This window comes from Paraburkholderia piptadeniae (assembly GCF_900007165.1).
Classification (GTDB): domain Bacteria; phylum Pseudomonadota; class Gammaproteobacteria; order Burkholderiales; family Burkholderiaceae; genus Paraburkholderia; species Paraburkholderia piptadeniae.
The window spans coordinates 16471-30444 of the sequence record NZ_CYGY02000053.1; the positions used below are offsets into that span (position 1 = coordinate 16471).

The following is a 13974-nucleotide window of genomic DNA, read 5'->3' on the forward strand; positions in this document are numbered from 1 at the left end:
TCTTCTACGTCAGGCCGTGGGAAGGTTTCGTTCGATCACATGCGTGGGGTCCGTGCGCTGCTTCCACAACGCGGGCACCATTTCGCGGTACGCCGCATACACACTCGGATACGCGGGCGGCAACTGGTCCTTGATCGCTTCGTGAAGACGCGGCAGTGCATGGAACGGCACCATCGGCAGCAAATGATGCTCGAGGTGATAGTTCATATTCAGATAAAGAAAGCGGAACACGAAGTTGGTATGTACGGTGCGCGTATTCAGCCGATGGTCTTTCACGTTGACGGCAAGCCCCGCATGCTGCGCGAGGCCGAGCAGTTGATGCAGCCAGCCGCCATAGAAGCGCGGCGTCCACACGAACATCAGCGGGAGAAAGCTGCGCATGGCAATCGCCAGCGCGATCGTGCCGATCACGATGGCCAGATAGATGCGGCACGACCAGATCATCTTGGGCTTTTCGCTTGCGGGCAGAAAGGCGTCGGTGGCCGCATCGACGCGGCCAAATGCGTGGCGCACGATCTTCTTGATTTCGAGCGAGCTGCCGACCAGTCCGACGAAATCGAGGATGATGGGCAGTACCTTCGTCGGGCGCGTGACCTGAATTTCCGGGTCGCGCGTCTGAAAGTACGTATGCGTGTGGTGGCGCGCATGACTCCAGCGCCACCAGTAGCCTTCGCGGATCGTCATGAACGACGACAGGTGATAGAGCGCGTCGTTGATCCAGCGCGTCTTGAGCGGTGTGCCGTGTGACAGCTCATGCCAGCGCGCGTCGCTCGACGAATAGATCGTGCCGTAGACGAAAAACGCAGGCACGGCCCACCACGTGCCCCACGCGAAGGCCGCCATTGCGCCGGACGCGACGAGCAGCACGAGCCACGGAATGAAATTGCGCAGACCCGCGGCATCGTCGCGCTTCATCAGTTCCTTGAGCACCGCGCGCGGAATGCGCGGCTGATACCACTGCTGCGCGATGCGCGCGTCTAAGGACGAGTCGTCTGCCTGGGGCGCTGATGCGCGACCATCGACGGCCGAAGTCGAGGACATGAGTTGTCTCCTTACTCTGGTCCCATGCAAAGTTGTTGTTGCATGCTTTGCGTTTGCGGGATTTCCTTCAGCGGAGCGCTTCAGGACTTATTCCGTTTGCACAAAGATAGTGGAAGGAGAGCTAGGTCTCACGTCGAAAAATGATGGATTTCCATCATGCCGCGCGAACGGCGTGCGGGTGGCGCAGTCAAGCGGGGCTTGGCTGGATCAGGGGCGCAGAAGATCGAATCCGCCGAACACGATCACACCGCTCAATACGATGAGTGAAACCGAGTGTTGGCCGAAATAAAGGACTGCAGCGGCGGACCACGTCGTCAGGCAAAAGGCGGCAATGCGTTTCATGCGGGTACTGCTCGAACAGAGCGACTGCGAATCAAGGGTTTTCCCTGTATATCATAGTTCTTCCCGGCAGGTGTTTTGAGCGGCTGAAATGAAAAGCGGGCGACATGGCCTTTCAAAGACCATGACGCCCGCCTTGACGCACGCACGCGCGTTACCGAACGCGTGTGGCGGCCATCATCAGAAGATGTTGCGGATGCCGACCGAGACGCCCGTCTGGTTCGACGTGCCGGGGAGCTCGACCGTCGCTGCGCCCGTGACCTTGTTGAAGTCGACGGTGCCATACACTTCCGTGCGCCTGGACAGCGCGTATTCCGCCAAGGCCACGCCCGTGTAGCGGTTGCCGCTGCCGAGCGCGCCGCCGCCGATTGCCGCGTTCTTCATGTGGTCGTAGTAGAACGCGCCCGTCAGCAGCAGTGCCGGTGTCGCTTGCCACGTCACGCCCGCAAACGGACCATCGTCCTTGCGGCCGGAGCCCTTCAGGATGTCGACGCCGAGCGTCAGATCGCGCTGCGAGAGCGTGCTGTCGACGAAGCCCGTGTCGTCCTTCGAATGCAGATAGCCGACATAGATCTTCGCGTTGCTGAACGCGTAGACGGCATTCGCGTTGAAGATCGTCTGCTTGTGATTCGAGTTGTCGCTGTTCTGCTGCACGCCTGCTGCGACGCTCAGCGAGCCGAGCGTATACGACGCCGTGAAACCGTACATGTTGCCCGCGCCGAGGTGGCCCGGAATCTGGCCGGAGAAGCCATTTGCGCCCGTCGACGTCGAGTCCGTGCCGAACGAATACATCGCCTTGACGTTCAGGCCGCCGAATTTGCCGTCGTACTTCACAGCGTTGTCCGCGTAGAGTCCTGCGCCCAATGCAACGGGCAGCCACGCGTTTTCGAAGTAGTTGCCGACGGTGAGAGGATCGTACGTATCGCCGAGCAGATCGAACAGCGGCGTCTTTTGACGGCCCAGCGTCAGCGTGCCGTAGTTGCTCGACAGGCCGACATAGGCCGCGCGATTGAAGAGGCGCTTGCTATCCGACTGCGCGCCGCTTTGCAGATCGATGCCGCTTTCCAGCTGGAAGATCGCCTTCAGGCCATTGCCCAGATCTTCGGAACCCTTCAGGCCGAAACGGCTGTTTGTAATTGCGCCGTTGGTCATGAAGAGGCGCCCGTCGTTGTTCGCGTTGGAGTGCGTCAGATAGCGAATGCCGACGTCCGCGACGCCATACAGCGTGACCGAGCTTTGCGCGAATGCGGCCTGGCAGGCGAGGGCGATCGCCGATGCGCCCAATGCCGCGGCCGTTCGTTTGAGTTGTTTTGTCATGGTTGTCTTTTCATCTGTTGAGAACCCTGCGTGAGCATTTTGTTTTACGCGCGACGAGCGAGCCGATCTGCATTTGCGACGCCAATGCGTGTGTGCAAATGACGCGTTGCAAACCGTCAGGCCGATTTGTGGAGTCTCCTGGCTCGTGCGCGCCTGGCTCGATGCAGGCACGCGGACTTTTATCACATCGATTTCGGCTACGCTGCGAACGTGACAATAGTGTTGCGCCGATGCCTCAATTGCAGCGATTTGCGCCCAATTGCGATTTCAACAACGAAAAAGGGCGGCCAGTGGCCGCCCTGCTTGACAACTTCCAAAGCCTGCTTAGACGCGATCGATCGAGTACTTGCCCGGACCCGTCACGAACAAGAGCAGCAATCCGCCGATGATGCTGATGTTCTTGTAGAAGTTGATCATATTGACGAAATGCTCCATGCCCGTTTGCGTCCAGAAGTGATGGCCGATAAACGCGGTGGCGAGCGTATAGACGGCAAGCAGCAGCGCGAGCGGGCGCGTCTTGAAGCCGATGGCGATCACGATGCCGACGGCCAGTTCCATCACGATTGCAATGATCGCCGACACGGCGGGCGCTGGCGCGCCCGTTGCCGCCATGTACTGCTCGGTGCCGGAGAAGCCGGTGAGCTTGCTCCAGCCAAACAGCACGAAAAGCACGACCAAAAGCACACGTCCGACGAGCAGCAGTGCGTCCTTGCGTTGTTCGATAAAAGCGTTCATGTTCAATGCCTCTTTCAATGTAGTTGCGCTGTCAGCGTCTGCCGCTTACGACCACAGTTCCGATACTTCGTTATTGCGCAGGTCGAATACGAGAACTTCCGCGTCCCGCCCATCCGTCAATTCGAGTCGGCGTTCGTTGCGAATGCGCGCGCCGTCGCCTTCTTTCAGCTCGACGCCGTTCACCTTCACGCTGCCGCGCGCAACATGCACATATGCGTAGCGGTCAGCGGCCAGCTCGACGCCTGCCGTTTCGTTGCCGTCGATAAGACCGGCATACACGCGCGTGTCCTGGCGCAATTCGAGCGACCCGTTCGCGCCATCGGGCGACAGCACGAGGCGCAGCGTGCCGCGCTTGTCCTGCGCAGAAAAGTTCTGCTGCTGATAACGCGGCGTCGCGCCCTTCACCGACGGCGCGATCCAGATCTGCAGGAAGTGCACCGGCTCGTGTGCCGAATGGTTGAACTCGCTATGCGCGACACCCGTGCCCGCGCTCATCAACTGCACGTCGCCGGGGACGATCACGGAGCCCGTGCCCATCGAGTCCTTGTGCTCGAGCGCGCCTTCCAGCACGTACGAGAAGATTTCCATGTCGCGATGCGGGTGCTTGCCGAAACCGCGGGCCGGGACTACGCGGTCGTCGTTGATCACGAGCAGGTCGGAGAAGCCGATCTGCTTCGGGTCGTAGTAGTTCGCGAACGAGAAGGTATGGCGCGAGCTGAGCCAGCCGTGTTCGGCGCGCCCGCGTTCATTCGCGTGTCTGATGTCGATCATTTCCCATCTCCGTTTATCGATTGCCTTTGCTTCTCATGACAGCGACGGTGTCGTTGTCTGAAGCAGTGAGAGAAGTGTAGGTCAATCGGAGTGACTATAATCGACGTAAAATGGGAATCACTGTCGCATTTGAGTAGACAATAGAGGCGGAACCCGATGCAGCTAGACGACCTGAAAATCTTCGTCGCCACCGTCGACGCGCGCAATTTCACGGCGGCCGCGAACCGCCTGCAACTGTCGAAGCAGTTCGTCAGCCGGCGCGTGATGGCACTCGAAGCGAGCCTCGGCGTGCGCCTGCTCGTGCGCAACACGCGCAAGCTCGCCGTAACCGACCTCGGCTATGAGTTCTACCAGCGCGCGACGCGCATCCTCGCGGACGTGGAAGACGCCGAGCAGGCGATGTCGTCGGGGCGCTCGGACCCGCGCGGGCTGCTGCGGGTCAGCGCGCCGATGTCGTTCGGCATGATTCACCTGTCGCCGCTCGTCGCCGCATTCCTGCGCGCGAACCCCGATGTGCGCATCGACATGGATCTGAGCGACCGGGTCGTCGACGTGGTGGGTGAGGGCTTCGACATGGCGCTGCGCATCGGCACGCTGGCTGACTCGACGCTGATCGCGCAGAAGCTCGCGGAAATGCGCATGGTGTCGTGTTGCAGTCCCGCTTATCGCAAGGCGCGGCGCCCGCCCGCGACGCCCGACGATCTCGCGCGCCATGCCTGCCTGCTGTACGGGCAGGAAGGGCGCACCGGCTGGGAGTACATCGTCGATGGCGCGAGCAAGACGATCGAAGTGCACGGTCCGCTGCGCGTGAACAATGGCGAAGTGATCCGCGACGCCGCCATCGCAGGTCTGGGTATTGCTCGCCTGCCGGAATTCATCGTGGCCGATGCGCTGACGAGCGGCAAGCTCGTCGAAGTGCTCGATACGTTCGTTTCGCCGCCGTTGACGCTTTATGCCGTGTATCCGCAGCACAGGCAGGCGTCCGTGACAATCCGCGCGTTCACGCAGTTTCTGCGCGGCCGTTTTGCGAAGGCGTTACGCAAATAACCTGCAACGTGTTTGCACGTATTGGGTCCGATGGATCTGCCGGTAGACCCTAAGGACCGGGTGCCCTGCCAGCACTTTTGAAGGTTTTCGCAGATAATGCGCGTACCTTTGCGGGTGCCCACCGAAATATGCAAACGCGCGCATATTGACGCGGCGCCAAAGCAAGGCCGAATCAATCAGATAGACCAAAGAGGGACAATCGTGGAACCTACCGAACCGGCCGGCCGCTCGTGGCTATGGCTCATCTTGCTGATCCCCTATATCGCGTTGTTGTGGCTGCCGTTTTACAACGACACGCGCCCTTCGTTCGCGGGCTTTCCTTTCTTCTACTGGTATCAGTTCCTGTGGGTTCCGCTCACGTCGCTGCTGATCTATATCGTTTACCGGGGTATTAAATGAGCGAACTCAACCCCGTGAACCCGGTCGCGATGGCCGTATTCATCGCATTCTTTCTGCTCGTCACGGTACTCGGCTTCATTGCCGCGCGATGGAAAGCAGGCGACCTCACTCAATTGCACGAGTGGGGCCTCGGCGGACGCCAGTTCGGTACGATCATTTCGTGGTTCCTCGTCGGCGGCGATTTCTATACGGCCTATACGGTGATCGCCGTGCCCGCGCTGGTCTATTCGGTCGGCGCGTATGGTTTCTTCGCGCTGCCTTATACGATCATCGTCTATCCGTTCGTGTTTGCCGTGATGCCGAAACTGTGGAAGATCGCGCACGCGAAGAACCACATCACGGCTGCCGACTACGTGCACGGCGAGTACGGCGGCAAATGGTTCCCCGCTGCCGTCGCGCTGACGGGCATCGTCGCGACGATGCCGTACATCGCGCTGCAACTGGTCGGCATGCAGGTCGTGATCAAGGGGCTCGGCGTGACGGGCGAGGCGCCTCTCGTCATCGCGTTCGTGATCCTCGCGCTCTATACGTACACGAGCGGCCTGCGCGCACCGGCGATGATCGCGTTCGTCAAGGACATCATGATCTATATCGTCGTGATCGCGGCGGTGTGGCTGATCCCCGTGAAGCTCGGCGGCTATGGTCATGTGTTCGACGCTGCTGACCAGTACTTCCAGGCGAAGGGCGGCGCGACGGGCATCACCCTGAAGCCTTCGCAATTCACCGCGTTTGCATCGCTGGCGCTCGGCTCGGCGCTCGCGGCTTTCATGTATCCGCATACGATGACGGCTGTGCTGTCGTCCTCGTCGATGCAGACGGTGCGCAAGAACGCGATCTTCCTGCCTGCGTACACGCTGCTGCTCGGCCTGATCGCGCTGCTCGGCTATATGGCGATCGCGGCCGGCGTGCACGTGAAATCGGCGTCCGACGTCGTGCCGATGCTCTTCGGCACGCTGTTCCCGTCGTGGTTCGTGGGCTTCGCGGCGGCGGCGATTGCGATCAGCGCGCTAGTGCCCGCCGCGATCATGTCGATCGGCGCGGCGAATCTGTTCACGCGCAACCTGTGGCGTCCTATCGTGTCGCCGAACATGGGGGCGGCTCAGGAAGCCTCCACCGCGAAGATCGTGTCGCTCGTCGTGAAGTTCGGCGCGCTGCTCTTCATCGTGTTCCTGCCGACGCAATACGCAATCGACCTGCAACTGCTCGGCGGCGTGTGGATTCTGCAAATCTTCCCGGCCATCGTGTTCACGCTCTACACGCGCCGCCTGAATACGCCGGGGCTGTTCCTCGGCTGGCTGGTCGGCATTGTCGTCGGCACGGGGCTCGCTATCTCGCAAGGCCTCAAGCCCGTGTTCGCGCTGCATATCGGCGGTTCGACGTGGCCGATCTATATCGGTCTGATCGCGCTCGTCGTGAATATCGTCGTGACGTTCGTCGTTTCGATGATCACGCCAAAGCGCGCGCACGCCTGATAACGCTTTAGCACCACGCTTCGGCCGAACCCGTCTGCGCAAGCAGCGCGGGTTCGGCCGTTGTCTTTTAGGGCATTGCGTCGGCGGGTCGGCGATTCTTGCAAAACGCCTGTAGGTTCCCGCTCTTTTGGTAGGATGCACGCTTTTCTGCCGATGGTGCGTTAGCGTGGGACGGTCGATACTGTCGTTTCTCCGGGAAATCTTCTTCAGGGCGTGGGCCTGTCTGAAGCCGTACGCAATGAGCGCGGTGCAACGTTTGCGCCACCCGACATGGCGTGGCGTCGCGTTGTCGATTGCGGCCATTCCTGCGCTCGTGCTGCTTTACGTGCTGATCCTGATTCCATTTACGCCCGGCATTGGGGACATTCGCAAGGCGAAGATCGAGCAGCCCGCGCAAATCTATTCGGCCGACGGCAAGCTGCTCGCCGAATTCAAGCCGACCAACCGCGTGTGGGTGAAGCTCTCCGATATTTCTCCGCACGTCATCGACGCATTGATCTCGACGGAAGATCACCGCTTCTACGAACATCACGGCATCGACTTTCGCCGCACGGCGGGCGCCGCGCTGCACACGTTCTCAGGCGACCGCCAGGGCGGATCGACGATCACGCAGCAGCTCGCGCGCAATCTCTATCCCGACGACATCGGCCGCGCGCCGACGCTCACGCGCAAGATCAAGGAAGCGATCACGGCATTCAAGATCGAAGCCGTCTATACGAAGAGCGAGATTCTCGAAACCTACCTGAACACGGTGCCGTTTCTCTACAACGCCTACGGCATCGAAATGGCGGCGCGCACCTATTTCGACAAGTCCGCCAGTGATCTCACCGTGCTCGAAAGTGCGACGCTGATCGGCATGCTGAAGGGCAATAGCTACTACAACCCGGTGATCAATCCCGAGCGCGCGCTGGACAGGCGCAATATCGTGCTCGGACAGATGGTGAAGTACAGCCGTCTTTCGGTGGTGCAATTCAATTCGCTCAAGGGCAGGCCGCTGCGTGTCGATTTCGAACGGCAAACCGAGCCGCCTGGTCCCGCGCCGCATTTCGCGCAACAGTTGAAAAAATGGCTGATCGCATGGGCCGATGCGAACGATTACAACATCTATTCGGATGGCCTCGTCGTGCGCACGACGATCGACGCGCGTCTTCAGACGATGGCCACGCAGGCGCTGACGTGGCAGGGCAATCAGCTGCAATCGATTGCCAATGCTGCGTGGAATGCACGCGGCGCATGCTCCGGCCATAAGGATCTATTCGACGCGTTCATTCGCGAGACGCCCGAATACCGCAGCGCCAAAGACTCGGGCATCAGCGATGAAGATGCGCTCAAGCATCTGTCGGCGGATCGCGCATTCATGAAGTCGCTGTGCGAGAGCAAGACGCGCGTGCAGGCCGCGTTCATCGCAATGGACCCGCGTGACGGGCAGATCAAGGCTTGGGTGGGCAGCCGCGACTTCACGCAGGATCAGTACGATCACGTATCGCAGGCGCGGCGTCAGCCGGGTTCGACGTTCAAGCCCTTCGTGTACGGCGCGGCATTCGAGCAGGGCGCGAAACCGGACGATACGTTCCCCGATCAGGCCGTCGAAATTCCGCTCGCAGGCGGCGAGGTCTGGCGCCCGAGCGACGAAGACGCGCCGAGCGGCCGTCCGATCACGTTGCGCGACGGCCTCGCATATTCGCGCAATCGCATCACCGCGCAACTGATGGAGACGGTCGGCCCGGCAAAGGTCGCGCGGCTTGCGCGCTCGATGGGCGTGCGTGAAAGCCCGCTCGAAGCGGTGCCGTCGCTGGCTCTCGGCACGAGCCCTGTGACGCTGAAGGAGATGGTGTCGTCGTACAGCACGATCGCGAATGAAGGCGCGTGGCTCGCACCGATGATCGTCACGCGCATTGAAGACCGCAAGGGCGAAGTGCTCGCCGAATTTCAGCCGTCGCGCGCCGATCAGGTGATGCCTGTCGCGAGCGCATTGACGTTGATCGATACGATGCGCTCGGTCGTCAACAAGGGAACGGGCTCGGCGATTCGCACGCGCTTCGGCATTCGCGCCGATGTCGCGGGCAAGACGGGAACGACGCAGGACAACGCGGACGGCTGGTTCATCCTGATGCATCCGCAACTGGTCGCGGGCGCTTGGGTCGGCTTCAACGACAGCCGCGTCACGTTGCGCAGCGATTACTGGGGGCAGGGCGCGCATAGCGCATTGCCGATTGTCGGCGACTTCTTCCAGCGGGCGCTGCGCTCGCGTCTTGTCGATTCGCACGTGAAGTTTGAACAAGAGCCGCCGCCGGGTATGTTCGAGACGTTCCGCGAGAAGCTGCGCGCGTGGATGGCGCATCTGTTCCCGTCGTCGGGCAAGAGCGAAACGCCTGCGCCTGCTCCGCGCGCGAAGCCGCGTTCTGCGCCCGCGGCGCCCGTCGTGGAGAACGCGCCGCCTGCTTCAGAAGCGTCCGCGCCGACGGATGCCGAGCCGCCGCAGATCATCTCGCCCGCCGCATCGCAGCCGCCGATTCTCCCAACGCCTGGCCAGGCGAGCGCGACGGCAGCGGCGAGCGCGCCTGCTGCGGGCACTAGCGAATCACAGCCGCCCGTGCTCGCGCCGACGCCTGCTTTGCCGTCCGACAGCGCGCCCACTTCACAACCCTGATCTTGCGCTCATCGCTTCGCCTTGTGCTTAGGCGCAGGTGACGACGAAGGCGAAGGCGCATCGGGCGCGGACGGCTCGACGATCGGGTACGTATGCGGCGTGAAATAGCGGCCTATCGGTTCTCTGCCGTTGAACTTCTCGAAGTACTCGTGCCAGTAGTTAGCGGCGGCCCAGATCGCTTCGGGACATGACGCTCTCGATTCGAGCCCTGGCGTCAAGTCGAAATTGGCCGCTGCGCAAACTGTTTCGATCATGCACGTCGACGGCAAGCCATAGTTGTCGTGCAACGGATTCGGCGTGCGCGCCGCGCCCCACGCAAACGCGAGCCAGCGCAACACGTGTTCGAGCGCATCGAGCGTCGCGCGTGACTGCTGAAAGCTCGGCACCTTGCCGACCACTTTCTCTTGCTCGACGGGCAATGCAATGACGGCGATATTCGGAAAGCGCTTCGTGTCGTCGAAATCCGTGAGCGGACGCGCGACGACGCCATTCACGCGCGCCGCAAACGCGGGGCCTTCGGGCTGATGCAAAGGCACATGCAGCGCTTGAGCGTTGACGAGCGACGCGTCGGCGAGCTTGACGAGTATCGATTCGGACCAGAACGACGGCAGCATGTCGTGCCGCAAATGCGATTGCGCGACGCGCACGCGAAACGCCAGCGTATCGCTGCCGCCGAGCAGCACCACATAGGTCCACTCATCGGGGCCGCCCGCTTTCATGTCGAGCACGGCGCGCTCGCCCCAGGCGGTATTGCTCTCGCCGTCCTCGCGGTCGAATGAAACGAATTGCGGATTCGATTGCGTCGTTGTCGATCGTACGATCTTGAGCATGGCCTCGCCTCATTTCCTGTTAGCGTGCGCGCAGTTCGAAGCGCGTCGTGGATACCGATTGCGAAATCGCTTTGTCGCTGGAAATGCCGTAGTACATGACCTGCATATCGACGCCGCTGCCGACGCGCGTGAACGATACGATCGCCACCTGGTCGCCGCGCTGCCCATATTCCTGCTTGAGCGCGAAGCGATGATTGAGGCCGAAGCGATCAGGCACCGGCTCCGGGTCGGAATGGCGCGGCCACGGGGCTTTTGCGCCGAAGATGCCTTTGATCGAATTGGTCGCTTCTTTCGCCGTGTCGAGAAACGGCACACGAATGAGCCGCGACGGCGATGCAATCACTTCATAAAGCGCGGTGTTCGTCGGCAGATCGTGACCCGATGCGACGCGTCCCCAATGCACGTCGCCCGTCATGTAGACGACGGGAATGCCGTTATCCGCAAGCCGGCCGAGCGTCGATTGCAATACGCTGAACTGCTGGTAATTCGGCATTTCCGCATCGAAGGTTTTCTTGCTCCAGTCGCTTTGCGGCGGATCGATAAAGAGCGCCTGGCCCGACGCGAGCAGGCCGACGGCGGGCTTACCCGCTGCATGCGCATCGATCAGATCTTTTTCCCACGCATGCATTGCGGCGACAGCCTTGGGGCCCATCAACGACGTGAGCGTACTGTCGCGATCGCAGCGCATATCGACGAAGAGCATCTTCAGCGGCTCGACGTCGAGCCGTATTGCACCACCCGCGCTGCCGGGCGGCCCGCCGATCTGATAGTCCTCGTATAGCGCGCGCGCCGTATCGCCGAGCAATTGGCGCGATGCATCCGTCCACGTGTCGGGCAACTGCTTTTGCGCGAACGGGTAGTTGTTCCAGAACTCGTGATCGTCGGGAATGCACACGACGGGCGCACGCTCCAGCACCGATTGCAGTCCCGGCACGCGCAGTGCGCCGGAGAGCCAGTTGAGGTAGTACTTGTTGGCAAGCAGATGCGCGCGGTCCGGGTTCCGGTCGGGCACATGCTGCGTGAGCGGAAGATCGAGGTACACCTGATCGCCCGCGAGCACCGTCAGATGCGGTTGCACCTTGATCTGCGAGACGATCGTGCCGAGCAGTCCATCGAGATCTTCTGGCTGCGAATAGCACGACGACAGCAGGATATTGAAGCTGCCGTTCATCAGCGTCGGCACTTCTTGAGGCAACGAAGTACTCGCGAATTCAAACGATTCGCCATCGGCGTCGATCCGGATCTGACGCGGTCTCGATTCGTCGGATACCTTGAAGCGCATCACGCATTGGTGATTGATCGGCTGGCCGGCGTCGTCGGTACTGAAATCGCGGATCGGAAAGAACTGCGCAGGCGCGAGTGGAAGGGCCGCTTGCCGGTCGATGAAAACCTGTGGCGCGGGCGGCGCGGCCACGCCGAATATGCCGATCCATAGTTGCAGCACGCCCGGCTCGCTGGCCTGCACATAGCCGGTCAATAGCATCGATACACCCTGGCGTCGTTATTCATGAGCGTCGCTTGCCTTATTTGTCTTATGAAAGCGTTTTGTAATTGCTTTGAATAAAACGAGGCTAGTCGATGCAGACTGAATTGCAACCGGGAAAGTAGCGCAACGAATGACGCGCGCGAATGCGCGGCTCGCCAAAGGCTATTGAGTGGTGATGCAATTGGTTAAGCGAACCGCTCTTGTTGAAGGATGCGAATCATCGAATGCGCGTTGCGCTGCGCGGAGTCCTCAAAGCAGTTGTTGAAAACGACATGCGTGCGCCCCGCGCGTTTGGCGATCTCGCGTACGGGCATCGCGATCTCTTCGAGTTCGCGCTCCGAGTAGTCGTAATTGAAGCGGCCCGACGCCGTCGCGCTGCCGCTCCATGTTTCCGCATTGCGGCCATGCATGCGCACGATCACCAGTTCCGGCGACGTCGCTTCCCATACGGTATGCGCGCGGTTCGCGACGCCCTCGGGTGCATCCATTACCACATGCACGAGGCCGCGCTCGCGCTCGAATGCGAGCGTCGATTCGCGGTGCCGCTCATCGAGCCAGCTCGCGTTGCGAAACTCGAAGGCCGTCAGATACGGTTCCATCCGGTCCGCGCAGTGCGTGACGTGCGCCTTGTCGCGCGGCGCGGTGGAGATCCACGGTGCGAACTGGAACAGGATCGCGCCGAGCTTGCCTGCTGTGCGCAAGGGTTCGAGCGCCTCGAAGAAACGACGCCACATCTCGTCGATGATGTCGGGCGGCACGTCGCGGTAATAGAGGTTCCGCTTGTCGTTCTGCGGCAGCAGCGGCTGGATGTCCGGCGGAAAGAACTTGCGCTCAGTCTGGTGTCCCGTGAAAAGCCGGAATGCCTTGACGTTGAACGTGAAGTGCTCGGGCGTGCGCTCGGCCCACTGCGCGCAGTTCTCCACGCTGGGCATCGCGTAGTACGACGCGTCGACTTCGACCATCGGAAACTGGCTCGAATAGAAACGCAGGCGCGCTTCCGCGCTCGTGCAGCCCTTCGGATAGAAGCGGCCGGATTTGATCAGCGTGGCGTCGGTCCACGACGCCGTCCCGACTTCGATCGACATGGCGGGCCTCGTGTGCGGGTCAGTGCGGCCATCGTACTGCATGTTACGTCGATGCATACCGCGACGATCTGCATGCGCCACATCCGGTATTGGGGCAAACCCGGGTTCAATTCGATTTGCGCACGACCGTTATACAAATTGGAAGCCATTCGAAGTTGCAGTCAATTCCGTGCACAGCGGCTGTTACGCGGCGGTCGGCGCCGCAGAGTACATCCGGGCAACGGCCGTGCAGGGAAGCGCCTGCGTCCGAATGGGTCCATCGGTATGCGGCCCGCGGGCCGCGTCCGTCTTATTCTCTCCCGCCGCGCATCGCGCCTGATGCGTTCGCGTTGCCTCTGCCCCGCCCCAAAAGTACCGATCACGCCGGTTCGCTTCGTCTAACCAGACATAAGTGCTACGATGCCTTCAGACGACGATGGAGGTGGAAATGGCAACCTATGCTATCGATGCCGTACGCATTAACCCTATGACGGATCGCGTCACCCACGTCCGGTGGGCCCTCGTCAATCCAAAAACGAACGAATGGCTCTCGCCGCACGAAATCGTCGAAGTGTCGGACGTCGTGACGGCGATTCATTCCGGCAATGCCGTCTGGTCCCTCTTCACGCTCGGCGGCATGAACCTGCTGGGTCCCAAGATCAAAACGGTCTCGCACGCCGATGGCATCGACGGGATCGACACCGACGTCCCTGACGGCCACATCGAAAAGTTCATCGACGATCTGCCACGTGTCTGATTGCGCGTTTAGCCCGCGTTTCAGCCGGTGATTTTATAAAACGCATTTACGCGGTATTCCATTTCT

Annotated in this window: 13 protein-coding genes; 5 read left to right on the forward strand and 8 right to left on the reverse strand. The window is 61.2% G+C overall.

What is annotated here, in order from left to right; translation table 11 throughout:
- Positions 1-9: 9 nt before the first annotated feature.
- The 5 genes from BN2476_RS27170 to BN2476_RS27190 all read right to left on the reverse strand — a co-directional run bounded on the left by BN2476_RS27170 (position 10) and on the right by BN2476_RS27190 (position 4203).
- The gene (locus tag BN2476_RS27170; protein WP_087737312.1) at positions 10-1041 is read right to left on the reverse strand and encodes a fatty acid desaturase; all 1032 of its coding nucleotides are present in this window, start codon (positions 1039-1041) and stop codon (positions 10-12) included.
- Between the two features lie 207 nt (positions 1042-1248).
- Positions 1249-1383 (reverse strand): hypothetical protein, encoded by a 135-nt coding sequence (locus BN2476_RS49365; protein WP_087737313.1) that lies wholly within the window; start codon positions 1381-1383, stop codon positions 1249-1251.
- A 177-nt stretch (positions 1384-1560) separates the two neighbouring features.
- Entirely contained in the window at positions 1561-2697 is a 1137-nt protein-coding gene (locus BN2476_RS27180) for a porin (RefSeq protein WP_087737314.1), read from the reverse strand.
- Positions 2698-3021: 324 nt separating this feature from the next.
- Positions 3022-3432: a DoxX family protein gene (locus BN2476_RS27185; protein ID WP_087737315.1), complete on the reverse strand. Its 411-nt coding sequence runs from the start codon at positions 3430-3432 to the stop codon at positions 3022-3024.
- A gap of 45 nt (positions 3433-3477) precedes the next feature.
- Complete coding sequence (locus BN2476_RS27190; RefSeq protein WP_087737316.1) at positions 3478-4203, reverse strand: pirin family protein; 726 nt, start codon at positions 4201-4203, stop codon at positions 3478-3480.
- A gap of 156 nt (positions 4204-4359) precedes the next feature.
- On the opposite strand from BN2476_RS27190, the gene BN2476_RS27195 reads away from it, so the two are divergent.
- From BN2476_RS27195 to BN2476_RS27210, 4 genes are all read left to right on the forward strand, one after another.
- The gene (locus tag BN2476_RS27195) at positions 4360-5250 is read left to right on the forward strand and encodes a LysR family transcriptional regulator (RefSeq protein WP_087737317.1); all 891 of its coding nucleotides are present in this window, start codon (positions 4360-4362) and stop codon (positions 5248-5250) included.
- Between the two features lie 201 nt (positions 5251-5451).
- The gene (locus BN2476_RS27200) at positions 5452-5649 is read left to right on the forward strand and encodes a DUF3311 domain-containing protein (protein ID WP_087737318.1); all 198 of its coding nucleotides are present in this window, start codon (positions 5452-5454) and stop codon (positions 5647-5649) included.
- Positions 5646-7121, forward strand: coding sequence for a monocarboxylate uptake permease MctP (gene mctP, locus BN2476_RS27205; protein ID WP_087737319.1), 1476 nt, complete (start codon positions 5646-5648; stop codon positions 7119-7121). Before BN2476_RS27200 ends, mctP begins: the two co-directional genes overlap by 4 nt.
- A 166-nt stretch (positions 7122-7287) precedes the next feature.
- Positions 7288-9771, forward strand: coding sequence for a penicillin-binding protein 1A (locus BN2476_RS27210; protein ID WP_438942904.1), 2484 nt, complete (start codon positions 7288-7290; stop codon positions 9769-9771).
- 8 nt (positions 9772-9779) lie between these two features.
- Here the strand turns inward: BN2476_RS27210 and BN2476_RS27215 are convergent, their stop codons facing one another.
- The 3 genes from BN2476_RS27215 to BN2476_RS27225 all read right to left on the reverse strand — a co-directional run bounded on the left by BN2476_RS27215 (position 9780) and on the right by BN2476_RS27225 (position 13172).
- Positions 9780-10601 carry a hypothetical protein gene (locus BN2476_RS27215; protein ID WP_087737321.1) on the reverse strand — a complete coding sequence of 274 codons (822 nt, stop codon included), beginning with the start codon at positions 10599-10601 and terminating at the stop codon, positions 9780-9782.
- A 19-nt stretch (positions 10602-10620) separates the two neighbouring features.
- A complete protein-coding gene (locus BN2476_RS27220) occupies positions 10621-12084 on the reverse strand; it encodes a metallophosphoesterase family protein (protein WP_087737322.1) in 1464 nt (487 codons plus the stop codon).
- Between the two features lie 188 nt (positions 12085-12272).
- Positions 12273-13172, reverse strand: a complete 900-nt coding sequence (locus BN2476_RS27225) for a DUF72 domain-containing protein (protein WP_087737352.1) — start codon at positions 13170-13172, stop codon at positions 12273-12275.
- A gap of 427 nt (positions 13173-13599) precedes the next feature.
- On the opposite strand from BN2476_RS27225, the gene BN2476_RS27230 reads away from it, so the two are divergent.
- Positions 13600-13908, forward strand: coding sequence for a hypothetical protein (locus BN2476_RS27230; protein WP_087737353.1), 309 nt, complete (start codon positions 13600-13602; stop codon positions 13906-13908).
- Positions 13909-13974 lie beyond the last annotated feature (66 nt).

Bases quoted from the DNA above. Each gene is read 5' to 3' on its own strand.
- BN2476_RS27170 (WP_087737312.1), bottom strand. From the start codon at position 1,041: ATGTCCTCGACTTCGGCCGTCGATGGTCGCGCATCAGCGCCCCAGGCA.
- BN2476_RS49365 (WP_087737313.1), bottom strand. From the start codon at position 1,383: ATGAAACGCATTGCCGCCTTTTGCCTGACGACGTGGTCCGCCGCTGCA.
- BN2476_RS27180 (WP_087737314.1), bottom strand. From the start codon at position 2,697: ATGACAAAACAACTCAAACGAACGGCCGCGGCATTGGGCGCATCGGCG.
- BN2476_RS27185 (WP_087737315.1), bottom strand. From the start codon at position 3,432: ATGAACGCTTTTATCGAACAACGCAAGGACGCACTGCTGCTCGTCGGA.
- BN2476_RS27190 (WP_087737316.1), bottom strand. From the start codon at position 4,203: ATGATCGACATCAGACACGCGAATGAACGCGGGCGCGCCGAACACGGC.
- BN2476_RS27195 (WP_087737317.1), top strand. From the start codon at position 4,360: ATGCAGCTAGACGACCTGAAAATCTTCGTCGCCACCGTCGACGCGCGC.
- mctP (WP_087737319.1), top strand. From the start codon at position 5,646: ATGAGCGAACTCAACCCCGTGAACCCGGTCGCGATGGCCGTATTCATC.
- BN2476_RS27215 (WP_087737321.1), bottom strand. From the start codon at position 10,601: ATGCTCAAGATCGTACGATCGACAACGACGCAATCGAATCCGCAATTC.
- BN2476_RS27220 (WP_087737322.1), bottom strand. From the start codon at position 12,084: ATGCTATTGACCGGCTATGTGCAGGCCAGCGAGCCGGGCGTGCTGCAA.
- BN2476_RS27225 (WP_087737352.1), bottom strand. From the start codon at position 13,172: ATGTCGATCGAAGTCGGGACGGCGTCGTGGACCGACGCCACGCTGATC.
- BN2476_RS27230 (WP_087737353.1), top strand. From the start codon at position 13,600: ATGGCAACCTATGCTATCGATGCCGTACGCATTAACCCTATGACGGAT.